11 protein-coding genes are annotated in these 16351 nt (G+C 38.1%); 7 read left to right on the top strand and 4 right to left on the bottom strand.

Going from position 1 to position 16351, the window contains the following annotated elements; all coding sequences use genetic code 11:
• The first annotated feature begins 34 nt into the window (after positions 1-34).
• The 4 genes from I215_RS08820 to I215_RS08805 all read left to right on the top strand — a co-directional run bounded on the left by I215_RS08820 (position 35) and on the right by I215_RS08805 (position 4325).
• Positions 35-1411: a saccharopine dehydrogenase family protein gene (locus I215_RS08820; RefSeq protein ID WP_008991614.1), complete on the top strand. Its 1377-nt coding sequence runs from the start codon at positions 35-37 to the stop codon at positions 1409-1411.
• A 71-nt stretch (positions 1412-1482) separates the two neighbouring features.
• Positions 1483-2241, top strand: a complete 759-nt coding sequence (locus I215_RS08815) for an SDR family NAD(P)-dependent oxidoreductase (protein ID WP_008991613.1) — start codon at positions 1483-1485, stop codon at positions 2239-2241.
• Positions 2242-2335: 94 nt separating this feature from the next.
• Complete coding sequence (locus I215_RS08810; protein WP_008991612.1) at positions 2336-3472, top strand: ATP-binding protein; 1137 nt, start codon at positions 2336-2338, stop codon at positions 3470-3472.
• A gap of 115 nt (positions 3473-3587) precedes the next feature.
• The gene (locus I215_RS08805; RefSeq protein WP_008991611.1) at positions 3588-4325 is read left to right on the top strand and encodes a metallophosphoesterase family protein; all 738 of its coding nucleotides are present in this window, start codon (positions 3588-3590) and stop codon (positions 4323-4325) included.
• 63 nt (positions 4326-4388) lie between these two features.
• On the opposite strand, the gene I215_RS08800 is transcribed toward I215_RS08805, so the two are convergent.
• Complete coding sequence (locus I215_RS08800) at positions 4389-4913, bottom strand: hypothetical protein (RefSeq protein WP_008991610.1); 525 nt, start codon at positions 4911-4913, stop codon at positions 4389-4391.
• 21 nt (positions 4914-4934) lie between these two features.
• Entirely contained in the window at positions 4935-5831 is an 897-nt protein-coding gene (locus I215_RS08795; protein ID WP_040460126.1) for an OmpA family protein, read from the bottom strand.
• A gap of 321 nt (positions 5832-6152) precedes the next feature.
• Here I215_RS08795 and I215_RS08790 point away from each other — a divergent pair, with 321 nt between their 5' ends.
• Entirely contained in the window at positions 6153-7142 is a 990-nt protein-coding gene (locus tag I215_RS08790; protein ID WP_008991608.1) for an acyl-ACP desaturase, read from the top strand.
• A 79-nt stretch (positions 7143-7221) separates the two neighbouring features.
• On the opposite strand, the gene amaB is transcribed toward I215_RS08790, so the two are convergent.
• Positions 7222-8775, bottom strand: a complete 1554-nt coding sequence (gene amaB, locus I215_RS08785) for an L-piperidine-6-carboxylate dehydrogenase (RefSeq protein ID WP_008991607.1) — start codon at positions 8773-8775, stop codon at positions 7222-7224.
• Positions 8776-8934: 159 nt separating this feature from the next.
• Positions 8935-9477: a 3-hydroxyanthranilate 3,4-dioxygenase gene (locus I215_RS08780; RefSeq protein WP_008991606.1), complete on the bottom strand. Its 543-nt coding sequence runs from the start codon at positions 9475-9477 to the stop codon at positions 8935-8937.
• Positions 9478-9728: 251 nt separating this feature from the next.
• On the opposite strand from I215_RS08780, the gene I215_RS08775 reads away from it, so the two are divergent.
• Both I215_RS08775 and I215_RS08770 read left to right on the top strand, forming a co-directional pair.
• Complete coding sequence (locus I215_RS08775; protein ID WP_008991605.1) at positions 9729-10778, top strand: isoaspartyl peptidase/L-asparaginase family protein; 1050 nt, start codon at positions 9729-9731, stop codon at positions 10776-10778.
• Positions 10779-10823: 45 nt separating this feature from the next.
• Complete coding sequence (locus tag I215_RS08770; RefSeq protein WP_008991604.1) at positions 10824-16346, top strand: alpha-2-macroglobulin family protein; 5523 nt, start codon at positions 10824-10826, stop codon at positions 16344-16346.
• Positions 16347-16351: the final 5 nt, after the last annotated feature.

Raw genomic sequence — 16351 nt, 5'->3', positions numbered from 1 at the left:
TTAATACATTAGTGTGAAATTTTAAACCAAAACTATGAGAACCATTCTTCTAATCGGTGCAGGAAAATCAACTTCCTATTTATTGCAGTACTTACTGCGCAACGCTGAAAAAGAACAGTTACATATTTTAGTTGGGGATAAAGACCCAAACAATGCTATAGAGCTGTTAAATAATCACCCACTTAGTACCGCTATAAAATTAGATATTTTTAATGAGCAACAGCGTGTAAATGCCATAAAAAAAGCGGATTTGGTGATATCCATGCTGCCGGCAAGATTTCATATTCAGGTGGCTAAAGATTGTCTTGCTTATGGGAAAAATATGGTTACTGCTTCCTATGTAAGCCCAGATATGGAGCAGCTCGATTCACAGGTAAAAAACAAAGGCCTTATATTTCTAAATGAAATTGGAGTAGACCCTGGCATAGATCACATGAGTGCCATGAAGGTCATTGATGAAATTCGATCTAAAGGCGGGAAAATGTTAATGTTCGAATCCTCTACGGGTGGGTTAGTTGCTCCAGAGAGTGATACCAACCTATGGAACTATAAGTTTACTTGGAATCCACGCAATGTAGTGGTGGCAGGCCAAGGTGGAACCGCTAAATTTATACAAGAAGGAAAATTCAAATACATCCCTTATCACAGACTCTTTAGAAGAACCGAATTTATAGATATCGAAAATTATGGGAAATTTGAGGTGTACGCCAATAGAGATTCTTTAAAATACCGAAATGCATACGGACTTAAAGATACCCTCACCTTATTTAGGGGTACAATTAGAAGGGTGGGCTTCTCCAAAGCCTGGGATATGTTTGTACAATTAGGTCTTACTGATGATTCGTATACCTTGGATAATTCAGAGCGTATGACCTATCGGGAGTTTATAAATACATTTTTGCCCTATTCTCCAACGGATTCAGTAGAGCTCAAACTACGGCATTATTTAAAAATAGATCAAGACGATATTATGTGGGGAAAATTAACCGAACTCGACTTGTTTAATCAACAAAAGACAATAGGTATTGTAAATGCCACTCCAGCACAAGCCCTTCAAAAGATACTGGAAGAAAAATGGACCTTAGATAAGGATGATAAAGATATGATTGTGATGTATCATAAGTTCGGGTACGAGCTAGAAGGTAATAACCATCAGATTGATTCGAGCATGGTAGCCATTGGGAAGGACACCAAATACACTGCTATGGCAAAAACCGTAGGATTACCCTTAGGTATCGCCGCGTTAAAAATTCTCAACAAACAAATTACCACCACTGGGGTTATTATTCCAATTTTAAAAAATGTGTATCAGCCCATTCTCGAAGAACTAGAAAATCACGACATTATATTTAAAGAAAAAGAAGTTCCTTATATCGGATACAATCCTTTAAAAGACGCCCGCACAATTTAAATTAGAGTTTGGAAGGTTATAATTTTTCTAATACCTAACTTGCAATAACGAACTTTTAAATACAAATTCGAATGCGCAAAACGGCCTTAATTACAGGAGCAAGTAGTGGTATTGGAAGAGCCACAGCTAGGATATTTGCCGATAACGGCATTAACCTTATTATATGTGGACGACGCAAGGAACGGTTAGAAAAACTACAAAAACAGCTCCGAGCTAAAGTAGATATTCATGTTCTCGATTTTGATATTCGAGATAAAAGCGCTGTATTTAAAGCATATGATTCGTTGCCAGAAGAGTTTTCTAAAATTGATATATTAATTAACAATGCTGGAAATGCTCATGGTCTTTCTCCAATCGACCAGGGAGATATTGATGATTGGGATGCTATGATGGATATTAATGTAAAAGGATTACTCTATATAAGTAAGGCCATTATTCCCTCGATGATTAAAAACAACACAGGTCAAATTATCAATATTGGTTCAACCGCTGGCAAGGAAGTATATCCAGGGGGCAATGTATATTGTGCAAGTAAGCATGCCGTGGATGCCATTAACCAGGCCATGCGAATTGATCTTAATCAATATGGCATACGCGTTGGTGCCATAAACCCTGGACTGGTCGAAACTGAATTTAGTGAAGTTCGCTTTAAAGGAGACCGTGATAGGGCAAAACAAGTATATCAGGGTTACACACCCCTTACAGCAGAGGATGTTGCAGAAATTATTTATTTTACCGTAAGTCGCCCGGCGCATGTCAATATCGCTGATTTAATCGTGATGCCAACCGACCAAGCCAGCAGTACTATAGTAAACAAAAAGTTGCTTTGATTTAAATCCAAAAAAATCAAAAAAGGTTAAATCTTTTTGTACGTAAATCGTAACGTCCTATATTTAAGAGCAAAAGGAAACCCTTGCTACAAACATGATTAATAAACGACTTTTAATTAAAAATTTACTTGCTCATAATGATGAGAATAGTTTTTATGACAAGAAAAGGTTTATCAACATTGGGGACAAACAAGGCAAGGCAAAGTTTATCAAGCACATATGTGCTTTGGCTAACTCTAATCCCAAAAACAACTCTTTTATAGTAATTGGTGTTGAGGATGAGGATAACAGTATTGTAGGGGTTGATTTTTTTGATGATAGTAAGATCCAAAATCTTGTGAATGCCTATATTCAAAATCCCCCAATGATCGCATATGAAAACATTCGTTTTCCGGATCTTCCGGAAGATAAGGTAGTAGGTCTTGTAACCATACGCTCCTCTGGAAAACTGGCTGCACTTCGTAAAAATATTTGGAAATACTGGGGAGGAACAGTGTTTTTTAGAGATGGTAGCATTAGCATGCCCAAGGTTTTCGACATTGAAATCAAAGACACCAATTCTGCTATTGTAGCGGAAATCGAACGACATGCTAAAAACAATATCGAACTCACCTTAGATGGGGTGATTGATTTTATAGTCAACCGACATGCTGCCCTGAATCCCAAGTACAAAGTTTTTAAAGAACAATTTATAGTTTGCTGGGCTGGAATTGAAAAAAAAATTGGAGAGGAGAAGTATTATTCCCGTGTAGACATCGAACTTATCAATGAGCAGGTAAAACTTTTTTATTCAGCACTTGATGAGGTACAAATTGAAATCGATGAACACCATTTCTCCATTACCGAATATCTACAACTTGGCCTACATAACAACAAGCAGCTTTATCCTTTGGAAAAAGTGGAAATCCAATTCAATGACAATGGCTCTTATAAAATAGATAGCACCTTGATCTTTGATCCGCCACTATATGATCGTAAAATGCTCTATCATATTTTCAATACCAACAACACTATTTTGGAAAAACTTAAAAAGAAACTGCCTTTAAGTACTCAGGACGAAAAAGATCTAAAAAACATTCCTGCTACTCATTTGATATGCTATTTAAACGGTTTTAGTGGCGCCAAACAAATGCTTGAGGATTACCGATGGTATGTAAAAGCCTATGATCGTATGACCTACAAATCCTTAAAGGAAGCCTTGCGTATTTTGCGCAAAGTCCAGTATGCTTAAAAACTCGGTTTGATCACTAAGATTGCTTTTCTTTTCCACGGTTTTTGGTAATTTTTGTGTTTTCCTAAGGTCGTTTCTACACTAAAGCTTAAATTTCCATAAAATTTGATATTACATGTCTAAACAAAACAGAACATTTGTTATAGGTGATATACATGGCGCAAACAAAGCACTCATACAAGTACTTAAGCGCGCTGAGGTTAAACCTGAGGAAACCTTGATATTTTTGGGAGACTATGTAGATGGTTGGAGTGAATCACCAGAGGTTATCAACACCTTGATTCAATTAAATAATACCCATAACTGCATTTTTATAAAAGGGAATCACGACGCATTATTTTTAGAGTGGCAACAAACCAAAAAGTACAATCAAAATTGGCTCCTTCATGGCGGTCAAGCTACCCTAGATGCCTACGACAAGATCGACAGAACCACTTTGAATATACATCTTCGTTTTTTCGAAAACCTAGATTACTACCACATCGATAAGCAAAACAGGTTGTTTGTTCACGCAGGTTTCTCAAATATCCACGGAGTTTCAAACGAGTATTTCCCAGAAATGGTATATTGGGATCGCTCACTTTGGGAAATGGTCCTTGCTATGGATAAATCACTTAATGAAGATGACTTGCTTTACCCACAACGACTTCGACACTACGCGGAAATTTTTATTGGCCACACCCCCACAATCCGCCTTAATCAGACAACGCCTATTCAAATGGACAAGGTCTGGAATGTAGACACTGGCGCGGCATATAAGAGCCCGTTGACTATTATGGATGTCGATACTAAAGAATTCTGGCAAAGCGATAATGTAAACACGCTTTATCCCGATGAGATTGGCAGAAATTAAAAAAGACATCATCTATTAAACAATGTCCTTTTCAAATTGGTTGGTTAGTCTACGTTAAAAATCTTATCGGCCACCATCAAGGGTTTTTTGCCATTGCCTTAATTCCTCCCAAAGACCGTTATAAGCCATCTCTGCTTGTTTAGGCCAGGTATCTGGTCTGTGTATTTCAAAGGCCTTTCCGCCTGATTTTAATATTTTCTTGCATCGTAGTACAGTAGTTTCTGAAAGATCCTTCCAAGTTTTAATACCGTTATTGTGGAAAAGCTCTTCGATTTTTGGCCCTATACCTTCTATAATTTTAAGATCGTCCTGTCTAACTTTTTTACCAAATACAGCCTTCACCTTAGCCGCATCAAAAGGTAAGACACTTCCAACAGAGTCCATCTCCCTTTCTAATTCTAATGATTTTCTACATTCGGCCAATTGCCCTTCTAAGTCTGCATATTTCTGCCTCCATTTTAACACTTGTGTGTTATCAACGTCTTTAATAACCTTTGTAGTGGAAGGGGCCGATTGCTTTCCTAATAAATACCCCAACAGAGCACATATTAGGCCGACAATTAAAGGAATAATAAAACACCAGTTCATAAAAATTATATTTTTAGTTTATTAATTCACCGTTATAACTATTCTTCTATTTTGAGCTCTTCCTTCTTGGGTGTCATTACCCGCGATAGGTTCTAGTTGGCCTTTGGATACTGTTTGAATCCGGATAGGTGCAATACCGTTACTAACCAAATATTCCTTTATAAATTCGGCTCGTTTTCTACCCAGTACTTGGTTTGCTTCCGCCTCACCGGTATTGTCTGTATGCCCTTCCACCAATATCGATACATTATCAACCTTGTCTAATGCCCTGACCATGTTTAGGTACTTCTCTCGTTGATTTTGATTTAATCGTATACTACTTTTTCCAGAATCAAAATACAATACAATTGGGTGCTGTTTAATGTTATCTATAATAGCCTGCGCATCTTTAATATTGGCATTTTCGGTGATAGCAATTGCTATGGGTCCCTCCACAATAGATTCTTCTTCCATTACTAAGACTTCTTTAGAGCTTCCATGAATATTTAATTTCTTAGAAGACACCCCTAAAGACAACAGGTAGTTTTTTACAGCATTCGCTCTTGCTAATCCTAAATTAGGGAATGCAGAATTATTTTCTTCCATTGGATCATAAAACCCAGTGATATCCACAAACTTATTATTTTGATTGCCTATATATGATTTTAGAGATACAACACCCTTCTCAATTTGGGATGAAACTGGTCTTTTAATAATGAAGTTAGATTTATTAAAATAGAAATTGGAATCTGACTTAAACAAGAAATCACCCGTTTGGTCTCTGATGATAAGTGGACTTGCTAAAGATGTTACATTTTCTTTAGCTCCATTTTCATCTTCAGCACCGAGGACATTATCAGACTCGCAGCAGAGGATCCAGTTGAAAAAACTACCCAAAATAATGGACAGCACTATACCGACTAGATATACAGGTTTCATTTCTATTTGGTTGGTTTGTAAAATATTACACTCAAAATTAGTTAATTTATTACAAAATCCCATCTATTGTCCAAAAAACTTTAACACTTTGCCTAGTTATACCGCTTCTAGAAAGAGATTTTGAGATTATTTTTGTACCTTTAATATTATCATAAATAGCTTTTATAGTTCTTGACAGAATTCTATCTTAGCCAAAAATACTAGTGCTGACGGTCATCTTGCCTTTTAATAACGACTTAAATCAGGATTTTAAAGTAAGTGCAGTAAAAAAATCACTCTTGGGTTTATTAGAGTTGATTTAAAGAATTAAAATAAAATATTATGTCACTACATAACATTAGATTAGAAGTAATGAAAACGATGGAAAAGAGAATTGACTCTTTTCTAGAGGATTACTTGATACCAGTAGATAAAATATGGCAGCCAACAGATTTCTTACCAAACTCTCAAGGAGATAATTTCTTTGAGGAAGTTCGACAATTAAGAGGTGAGGCAAAAGAATTGGGTTATGATTTTTGGGTAGTCCTTGTAGGAGATACCATTACAGAGGAAGCGCTTCCGACGTATGAGTCTTGGCTTATGGACGTAGAGGGTGTTGATCAGCATGCAAACAACGGATGGGCTAAGTGGGTAAAACATTGGTCCGCTGAAGAAAACAGACACGGAGACGTGCTCAACAAATATCTTTATCTCGCTGGTCGAGTAAATATGAAAGAAATTGAAAAAACCACGCAACATCTTATTGCTGATGGTTTTGATGCAGGAACAGATAGAGATCCGTATAAGAACTTTGTATACACTTCCTTCCAAGAGTTAGCCACTAATATTTCTCATAAAAGAGTGGGTCAACTTGCTAAAAAGAGTGGAAGCAAGATGCTATCCAAAATGTGTAATGTAATTGCTGGTGATGAAATGAGACACCATTTGGCATACCGAGAATTTGTGAAAATAATTTTAGAGTATGATCCAAATGAAATGCTCAACGCCTTTGCACATATGATGAAACAGAAAATTGTTATGCCTGCACAATTTGTTCGGGAAGCAGGTGAACCTATCGGAAGTGCCTTTGAGAATTTCTCCAATGCCGCTCAGCGATTAGGCGTTTATACAGCCTTAGATTATGTTGATATTCTAGAGCGTTTAAACCAGTATTGGGAGATTGATAAACTTAGAGAATTAAATGATCAAGGTGAACGCTCAAGAGATTATTTGATGAAACTTCCAGATCGACTAAGAAGAATCTCTTCTAGAATAGCCACCCCTGTGGATCAACATATCTTTAAGTGGGTTGAACCAAACGGAGTGATATAATAAAAACATCAAACACGATATAATCAAAATGCTGTAAATGATCTAATCTTTTACAGCATTTTGACTTTTAAATACCTTTTTACAAATCAAACTTTATACCTTGAGCAAGCGGGATGGTTGTGGTATAATTAATAGTATTGGTTTGTCTTCGCATATAAACCTTCCAGGCATCAGATCCACTTTCACGTCCTCCTCCTGTTTCCTTTTCTCCACCAAATGCGCCTCCAATTTCAGCACCACTGGTTCCAATGTTCACATTGGCTATACCACAATCAGAACCCTGATTGGACAAGAACAGTTCGGCTTCTCGAAGATTATTTGTCATAATGGCCGAAGAAAGACCTTGAACGACTCCATTTTGCATGGCGATGGCGTTTTCAAGATCACCATCGTATTTTATTAGATATAAAATCGGTGCGAAGGTTTCTTGTTGAACGATATTAAAATCATTGGATGCCTCCACTACAGCCGGCCTTACATAACATCCACTTTGGTACTCATTCCCTTCTAGCCTTCCACTTTCAGTAAGTACTACCGCTCCTTGTTCCTTGGCTTTTTCTAGTGCATCAAGATACATTTTCACTGCATCTGTATCTATTAGTGGCCCTACGTGATTCGCCTCGTTTAAAGGATCACCGATCTTTAGTTGCCCATAGGCTTCCACTAAGGCGTCTTTCACTTGATCGTAAACCTTTTGGTGCACAATTAGTCTTCTTGTGGAAGTACAACGTTGACCGCAGGTTCCTACTGCTCCAAAAACTGCTCCAATCACGGTCATTTTAATATCAGCATCTGGAGTGACAATTATTGCGTTGTTTCCCCCTAGTTCTAATAAGGATTTTCCAAGTCTACTTGCGACGGCCTTCGCTACAATTTTACCCATACGCGTTGATCCTGTTGCAGACACAAGTGGGATACGGGTATCTTTACTAAGTAGCTCACCTACTCGAGAATCACCGGTCACTAAACATGAGATTCCCTCAGGTAGACTATTATCACTTAGAACTTGGGATAATAATTTTTGACATGCCACGGCCGTAAGAGGAGTCTTTTCAGACGGTTTCCAAACGCATACATCCCCACAAACAAGTGCTAGTGCAGAATTCCACGACCATACGGCTACGGGGAAATTAAAAGCAGATATGATCCCGACAATACCCAGAGGGTGCCATTGTTCATACATACGATGTCCTGGTCGCTCAGAATGCATGGTCAAACCGTGCAATTGTCTTGAGAGTCCTACAGCAAAATCACAAATATCAATCATCTCCTGAACCTCCCCGAGTCCCTCTTGAAAAGATTTTCCCATTTCATAGGAAACCAGTTCTCCTAGTGCAGTTTTATTAGCCCTGAGTTTATCAGCGAATTGCCGTACGATTTCTCCTCGTTGTGGCGCAGGGACTTTTTTCCACTTCTCAAAGGCCGCGGTGGCAGTTTCAATTACCTTATTATAATCTTCCTTGCTAGAGGTCTGGACTTTGGCCATCAAATTTCCATCAACTGGTGATACAACATCAATCCATTCTCCGCTTGAAAACCAATTCGTACCAGTTGAACTTCCTTTATTTTCTCCTGCTATTCCAAGGATTTCTAAAACATTTTGATATGAGGATCCTTTTGTTTGAATTGTCATTTTTGTAACTTTTTTAATTCAATTTGTTAAATTTGACACCAATATAGGGATTCTTTCAGGAAATCAGTAGAAAAACATAGTTAATCCCATGAACCTATTTCATATAGGTACAACTTATACGGTGTTTATCCTAAAGCTTTATGGGAAAGCAGAAAAGTATTACTGATCCTCGGAGACAAAACCTGGAGCCACTGGCATAACGGTTCCGCAATTGTCACAGCTACGAAGATTTTCGTCTTTATAAAACTCATTAAAGTGTTTTAAAAAATCCTTTTCAATGTTATTTAGTGGGAAATAGACCTCATGTAATTTATGATTGCAATTATCACAGTACCATATTAAGCCATCCTCAATATCGAGATCAATTCGTTTACGTTCAATCACTAAACCTATGGAACCTTCATTTCGTTCTGGACAGTGAGGTACCTTAGCTGGATGTAGGTACATATCACCAGGTCCGAGTTCCATTGTTCTCTTTTTTCCATCTTCTTGTATGTGGACCCTTATATGACCTTCTAACTGATAGAACAATTCTTCTGTCTCGTTATAATGATAATCCTTTCTCGCGTTTGGACCCGCAACGACCATCACTATATAATCACCAGCATCCTGGTAAAGATTCTTATTCCCAACAGGTGGTTTTAATAAGTCTCTATTTTCATCCAGCCAATGCTGTAAATTAAAAGGAGGTTTGATCGCCATAGTATAAATTTTTAAAATCCAAAGTTAATCATCTTCACAAAAGAATTAAAAAAAGTTGACCTTTTTAATAAATTCGCATCGGTAAAAGTGAAAACACAACATAATTTTCCTTCTTATCCGTAGGAAAAACAAACAACACTTTGAATTTAAATGACATACTGCGTCAATCAAATTATTATTTTTTACTGCATTGCTCTTTCTGAAACTGTATAATTTAGTATCTTAAACTTTTAAATCATGTCTTTTATCTAATGAAAAAAACTATTCTTTTCATCTGCATCAGCCTGCTATTGTATGCTTGCACTGAAGGAAACAAAGCATCCAACGCTTCTGACCCAACACCTACCCAAACAGAAAAGCAACCATTTGCCATAGTAATACATGGCGGCGCAGGAACAATTTTAAAAGAAAACATTTCTGATTCTATGGAATTGGCCTATAAAACTGTTTTAGAACAATCAGTTCGCATGGGATATAAAATTCTTAACGATGGGGGCAGTAGTTTAGATGCAGTTGAAGCTTGCATTAGAATATTAGAAGATTCTCCACTTTTTAATGCTGGAAAAGGCGCTGTATTCACTAATAATGCCACTAACGAACTCGATGCTTCTATTATGGAAGGAAGAACTAAAAATGCTGGTGCGGTGGCTGGGGTAACCACCATAAAAAACCCTATTACCCTGGCTAGGGCAGTTATGGAGCAGTCTGAACATGTTATGCTTGCTAGAGAAGGAGCTGAAGAGTTTGCCAAACAGGTCGGAGTCACCTTAGTGGATCCAGAATACTTCTATACAGAAAGTCGAATGAAGGCTTTAAAGGTTGCACAAAATAAAAATAGTATTTCACAAACTAGCCTTTACGATCCATACGCAAAGGATGATAAATTCGGGACCGTAGGCTGCGTCGCACTAGACAAAGAAGGAAATATTGCTGCAGGCACCTCCACCGGTGGCATGAATAATAAACGCTGGGGACGCATAGGGGATTCTCCTGTTATTGGGGCAGGTACATATGCAAATAACAGAACCTGCGGAATATCTGCCACAGGATGGGGCGAATACTTTATTCGAGGGGTGGTTGCGTATGATATCTCTGCGATGATGGAATATGCAAACCTTGGTTTAAATGATGCTGCTCATAAAGTCATACATGAAAAGTTACCAGAAATGGGCGGAGACGGTGGAATTATCGGAATTGATCATATGGGCAATATTGCCATGGTATTTAACACCCCTGGAATGTTTAGAGCCAGTATTGATAAAACTGGAGATTTGTCCATCAAATTGTACAGTGAAGATTAGTAAATCAAACTTATAACACCCAATTTTAACTTAAAAGCCAACAAAATGTCTATCAAAAAAATTCTGTTTATTACTCTTGCAATAGTGCTTGTAGGATGTAAAGACAAAAAAGATACTGCCTTGGAGCAGCGTGAAAATTTATATGAATTTCGCCAATATATCTCCAATGTCACAAGCGGGGTTATTTCAACCCAATCCGATGTAAGGGTGGTACTTAGAAACCCAACGGCAAAGTTTCAAGGTAATCAGATTTTGGAAGATGACATTCTGAAAGTTTCACCACAAACACAAGGTAAAGTGGTTGCTCTGAATAATCAGAGCATTGCATTTGTTCCTGAGAATGGCTTTAAGCAGGATACTGAATATAGCTTTACCTTGGACCTAAAGGCCATTATAGACACCATCGATTCCGATTATAAGAACTTTACTTTCAAAGTAAAAACTATAAAACAGCAATTTAATATTACCACTGAACATCTTCAATCTTACAGCAAAGATTGGCAGTACGTACAAGGAATACTAAGAAGTAGTGATGTTATGGATCTCAGAACCGCCAAATCTCTAGTTAGTGCTTCTCAAAATGGAAAGTCCTTATCGATCAAATTCAATGAAGCTGTTAAAAAATCAACGCAAATCCCCTTCACTATCGACAGTATTCAACGACTTGATGAAGACTCAGAAATCGTGATACAATGGGATGGTTCTGATCATAACATCCAAGACAAAGGTGAGGCCTCGGTAACCATCCCTGGAAAATCCAATTTTACAATTGTAGATGTGTTAACCTTCGGGGGCGAAGACCAACACCTAGAAATCAATTTTTCAGATCCACTTAAAAAAGATCAAAACATAGATGGATTAGTAAGTTTACAAGGGGCAAACAAACTTTCATTTATCATAGAAGGGAATGTGCTAAAGGTCTATCCAGATCAAAAAATAAAAGGAGTTTCTGACTTAACTGTATTTGAAGGAATTGTCAACAGTCAAGGCAATCCATTAAAAAGCATACTACAGGAAAAGGTTGCTTTTGAACAATTAAAGCCACAAGTTCGGCTTCTTAGCAGTGGGAATATCCTTCCGAGCTCCAATAACTTGAAGATTAATTTCGAAGCTGTTAACCTTAGAGCAGTAGATGTAACTGTGATTAAAATTTACCAAGATAACATTTTACAATTTCTTCAAAATTCCGATTTAAACCAATCAGGGAGCCTTAGGAATGTCGGAAGACCTATTGCAAAAAAAGCAATTCAACTCCAAAATAATTTAACAAACAACTCAGGGGATTGGAAAGCATATGCCCTAGATCTTCGAGAGATCATTAGCCCGGACCCTGGTGCTATATATCGGGTCGAATTTTCTTTTGATAAAAAATATAGCGCATATACTTGCCAGGATAATAGCGATAATTTTGAGTTAAATAATTTTGAGGATTTCAAACAAGATATGCTTGATTCCAAACAATGGGATCCCACGGATGATTCATACTACTATGACAATTATAGCTACGATTACAATTGGAATGACAGGGAAGATCCGTGTACAAATTCATACTACTACAACAAGGAAGCTTCCACTAATATTATAGCAAGTGATCTTGCGTTGACCGTAAAGAAAGGAAAGAATGAATCCTATTTTGTAGCTGTAAACCATATTGTATCCACTGAGCCACTACCAGGTGCCAAAATAACCTTTTACAATTACCAACAACAGCCTATCGGGGACATCACAACCGATCAAACAGGAACAGCAATTTTTGACTCCCCTATGCCAGCTTATTTTGCGATTGCTGAAAATGACAATCAAAAGACCTATATCAAACTTAATGATGGAAATGCCCTATCTATAAGTAAGTTTGACGTCTCTGGTGTGGAGTTACATAAAGGCATCAAAGGATTTATATACGGAGAACGAGGTGTATGGCGACCTGGAGACACCATCCATTTGAATTTCATTCTCAACGATACCAAAAGCCCTATTCCATCACAACATCCTGTGGTGTTTGAACTCTCAGACCCTTATGGAAAAGTGATCGACAAAAAGACTAATATAGAGGGCGAAGGTGGTTTCTATAACTTTTCTACACCAACGAATCCCGAGGCCACCACTGGTAACTACCTAGCTAAGGTTAAAATAGGTGGCGCTACTTTTAGCAAACGCATTAAGGTAGAAACCATTAAACCAAATCGTCTTAAAATAAAGACTAGTTTTGATCATGAAATTCTAAGCTCACAACAACCTATAGAAGGAGAGCTTGAGGTGCATTGGTTACATGGGGCAATTGCCAAGAATTTAAAAAGTGATATTAATGTTCGTTTTTCTAAAACAAAAACTAGTTTCAAAGACTTTCCAAATTACGTATTTGACGATCCTACTTCCTCTTTTAATTCACAGGATCTCACCATTTTCAATGGTAGTGTTAACGCAGAAGGTAAAGCAAGTTTTAGTCTTAATCCAGAATTAAAAGGTAAAGCGCCAGGACAATTACAAGCTACTTTTATCACTAAGGTTTATGAGAACGGCGGTGATTTCAGCACAGATGTTACTTCTGTTTCTTACTCCCCTTACCAGACTTTTGTGGGATTAAAGGTCCCAGAAGGTGATCAAAGAAATATGCTGGTGACAGATCAAGATCATAATTTTGAGGTGGTCACAGTAAATACAGCCGGTGAGCCAGAGGCGGTGGAAGATTTGGAGGTTTCTGTGTATAAAGTCAATTGGAGATGGTGGTGGGATACCTCCCAGGAAAATTTGTCCACATTTAACAGCAGCAATTACCAAGAAAAAGTCTACAGCACCACTATAAGTACGAAATCCAATGGAAAAGCTTCTTTTAATTTCAGTATCGAATACCCAGAATGGGGAAGGTATTTAGTGCGCGTTGAGGATAAAAAAGGGATGCATTCAACCGCAGAGACAGTATATATTGACTGGCCAGGTTGGGCTGGAAAATCCAAAAATCAAGATTCAGAAGCCGCTACTATGTTAGTCTTCTCCACAGATAAGGAGTTCTATACCGTGGGCCAAGAAGCCATGGTGACTTTTCCTTCATCGCTGGGTGGCCGTGCACTAGTTACCATTGAAAACGGAAATGAGGTCTTGGAATCCTTATGGGTTTTAACACAACAGGGAGAAACTAAATTTCAATTACCTATCTCTGGGGAATATGCTCCAAATGTTTATATCCATATTTCTTTAATTCAACCACACGCTAAGACTGAAAATGATGCGCCTATACGCATGTATGGTGTGATTCCAATAAAAGTTACAGATCCAGAAACGGTTTTACACCCCCGCATCGCTATGCCTGATAAATTAGCACCCGAGGGCAACTTTACGATAGAAATTTCGGAGGAAAATTCCAAAGCAATGACATATACAGTAGCCATAGTTGATGAAGGGCTATTGGATCTAACTAATTTTATAACCCCTAATCCATGGGATGATTTCTTTGCAAGAGAAGCACTAGGGGTTAAAACATGGGATGTGTACGATCAGGTTGTAGGTGCATTCGGAGGACGAATAGACCAGGTATTCAGTATTGGTGGTGATGGTATGGCCTCGGCAGCAAGTACTAAAAAAGCCAATCGTTTTGAACCCATGGTCCTATTTTTAGGCCCTTTCCAATTAGGTCAAGGGGAGAAAAATAGCCATAAGATTCATGTGCCAAAATACATCGGTTCTGTACGAACTATGGTTATTGCTGGCAATGTTGATCAAAACGCCTATGGGATTGCAGAGAAAACTACGCCTGTAAAAAAACCACTAATGGTGCTAGCCTCTGCGCCCAGAAAAATAACACCAAAGGAGCGAGTGACATTGCCAGTAACGGTATTTGCGATGGAGTCGTCAGTTAAAAATGTCACCGTAAAATTAAAGGAAAACCCTCATTTTGAAATTATAGGTCAGGATACAAAAACGGTACAATTTGATCAACCTGATGAGAAAATGGTTTTCTTTGATCTTCAGGTAAACCAAATTACAGGAATAGGTGAAATTGAAGTTCTCGCACAGGCAGCAAATCAAAAAGCTAGCTATGAAATTGAGCTCGATGTTATCAATCCTAATCCAGTCACCACACAGGTTACTCCACTGACCTTAGAAGGGAATAAACAAGCGGATTTGGATTTTAAAACCTTCGGAATCACTGGTAGCAATACAGCAGAAATAGAGTTCTCTACTTTACCTCCAATGGATTTTACTAATCGCTTGCAATACCTTATTAGATATCCATATGGCTGTATAGAGCAGATCACCTCAGCTGCCTTCCCACAACTTTATTTGGAGAGCATCTTTGACCTGACATTTGATAAGAAAAAAGACATTCAACGCAATGTGGAAAAAACTATTGAGCGGTTAGGTAGATTTCAACTAGTAGGTGGAGGATTTTCATATTGGCCAGGCCAATCTTATGCCAATGATTGGAGCAGTTCATATGCAGGCCATTTCTTATTGGAGGCTGAGAAATTAGGATATGTAATGCCAATTGGATTCAAATCAAAGTGGGTACAATACCAACAACAACGCGCTAGGGCCTGGAGGTCTTCAGCTAATGGTTCCTCACTTGCTCAGGCCTACCGTCTGTATACTTTAGCCTTAGCAGGTCAACCTGACGTCTCTTCTATGAATAGACTTAGAGAAACTCCTAAAATCTCAAATTATGCCAAGTTAAGACTTGCTGCAGCATACGCCCTTATTGGTCAAGCCCAAGTAGCTTCCACTATTTTTGAAAATGCAAACATTAGCTACGATGCTGTAAATTACGACTATTACACCTATGGATCAAAAGAGAGAAATATGGCCATGGGATTGGAAACATTAGTACTTCTGGATCGAAAAGAACGGGCATTGGAACTGGCTCAGTCCATTGCAAAAGCTTTGGAGTCTGATCAGTGGATGAGTACTCAAACAACAGCTTATAGCTTACTATCCATGTCCAAATTTGCCAACTATATTGGGGGGAAAGCCATGAAACTCTCCTATACCATCAATGGAAAAAGCGAATCTATTACAACCGAAAAATCCTTAGCCAATCGTGCACTAGCAATCAATGAAGGACAACAAAGTATCCGCATCGATAACCAGGGAGATAACACCGTTTTTGTTAGATTGATCACAAGTGGAAAACTAGAGGTTGGCTCAGAAAAACCACTTTCGAGAAACCTAAAAACCTCGGTAGTTTACAAAGGACGTAATGGTGAGGCAATGGATGTTTCCCGGCTAAGTCAAGGAACAAACTTTATCTCTGAGATTACCATTACAAATACCCAAGGAGATGACATTAATAATCTTGCACTCACCCAGTTCATACCAAGTGGTTGGGAAATTGTAAACACTCGTTTTACAGACTTTGGAAACTTTAAAGAAAACGACCTCACGCATACTGACCTTCGAGATGATCGCTCTAATTTCTTTTTTGACTTAAAGGCGCATCAGAGCAAAACAATAAGATTGTTACTCAATGCTTCATATCTGGGTAGATATTACTTACCAGGGGTACAGTGTCAAGCCATGTATGATAATAATTATCTCGCTAGAACTAGTGGAATGTGGGTAGAGGTTACACAATAAGTAAG

Source organism: Galbibacter marinus (assembly GCF_000300875.1).
GTDB lineage: Bacteria > Bacteroidota > Bacteroidia > Flavobacteriales > Flavobacteriaceae > Galbibacter > Galbibacter marinus.
This window is presented reverse-complemented; position numbering and strand designations above follow the sequence as displayed.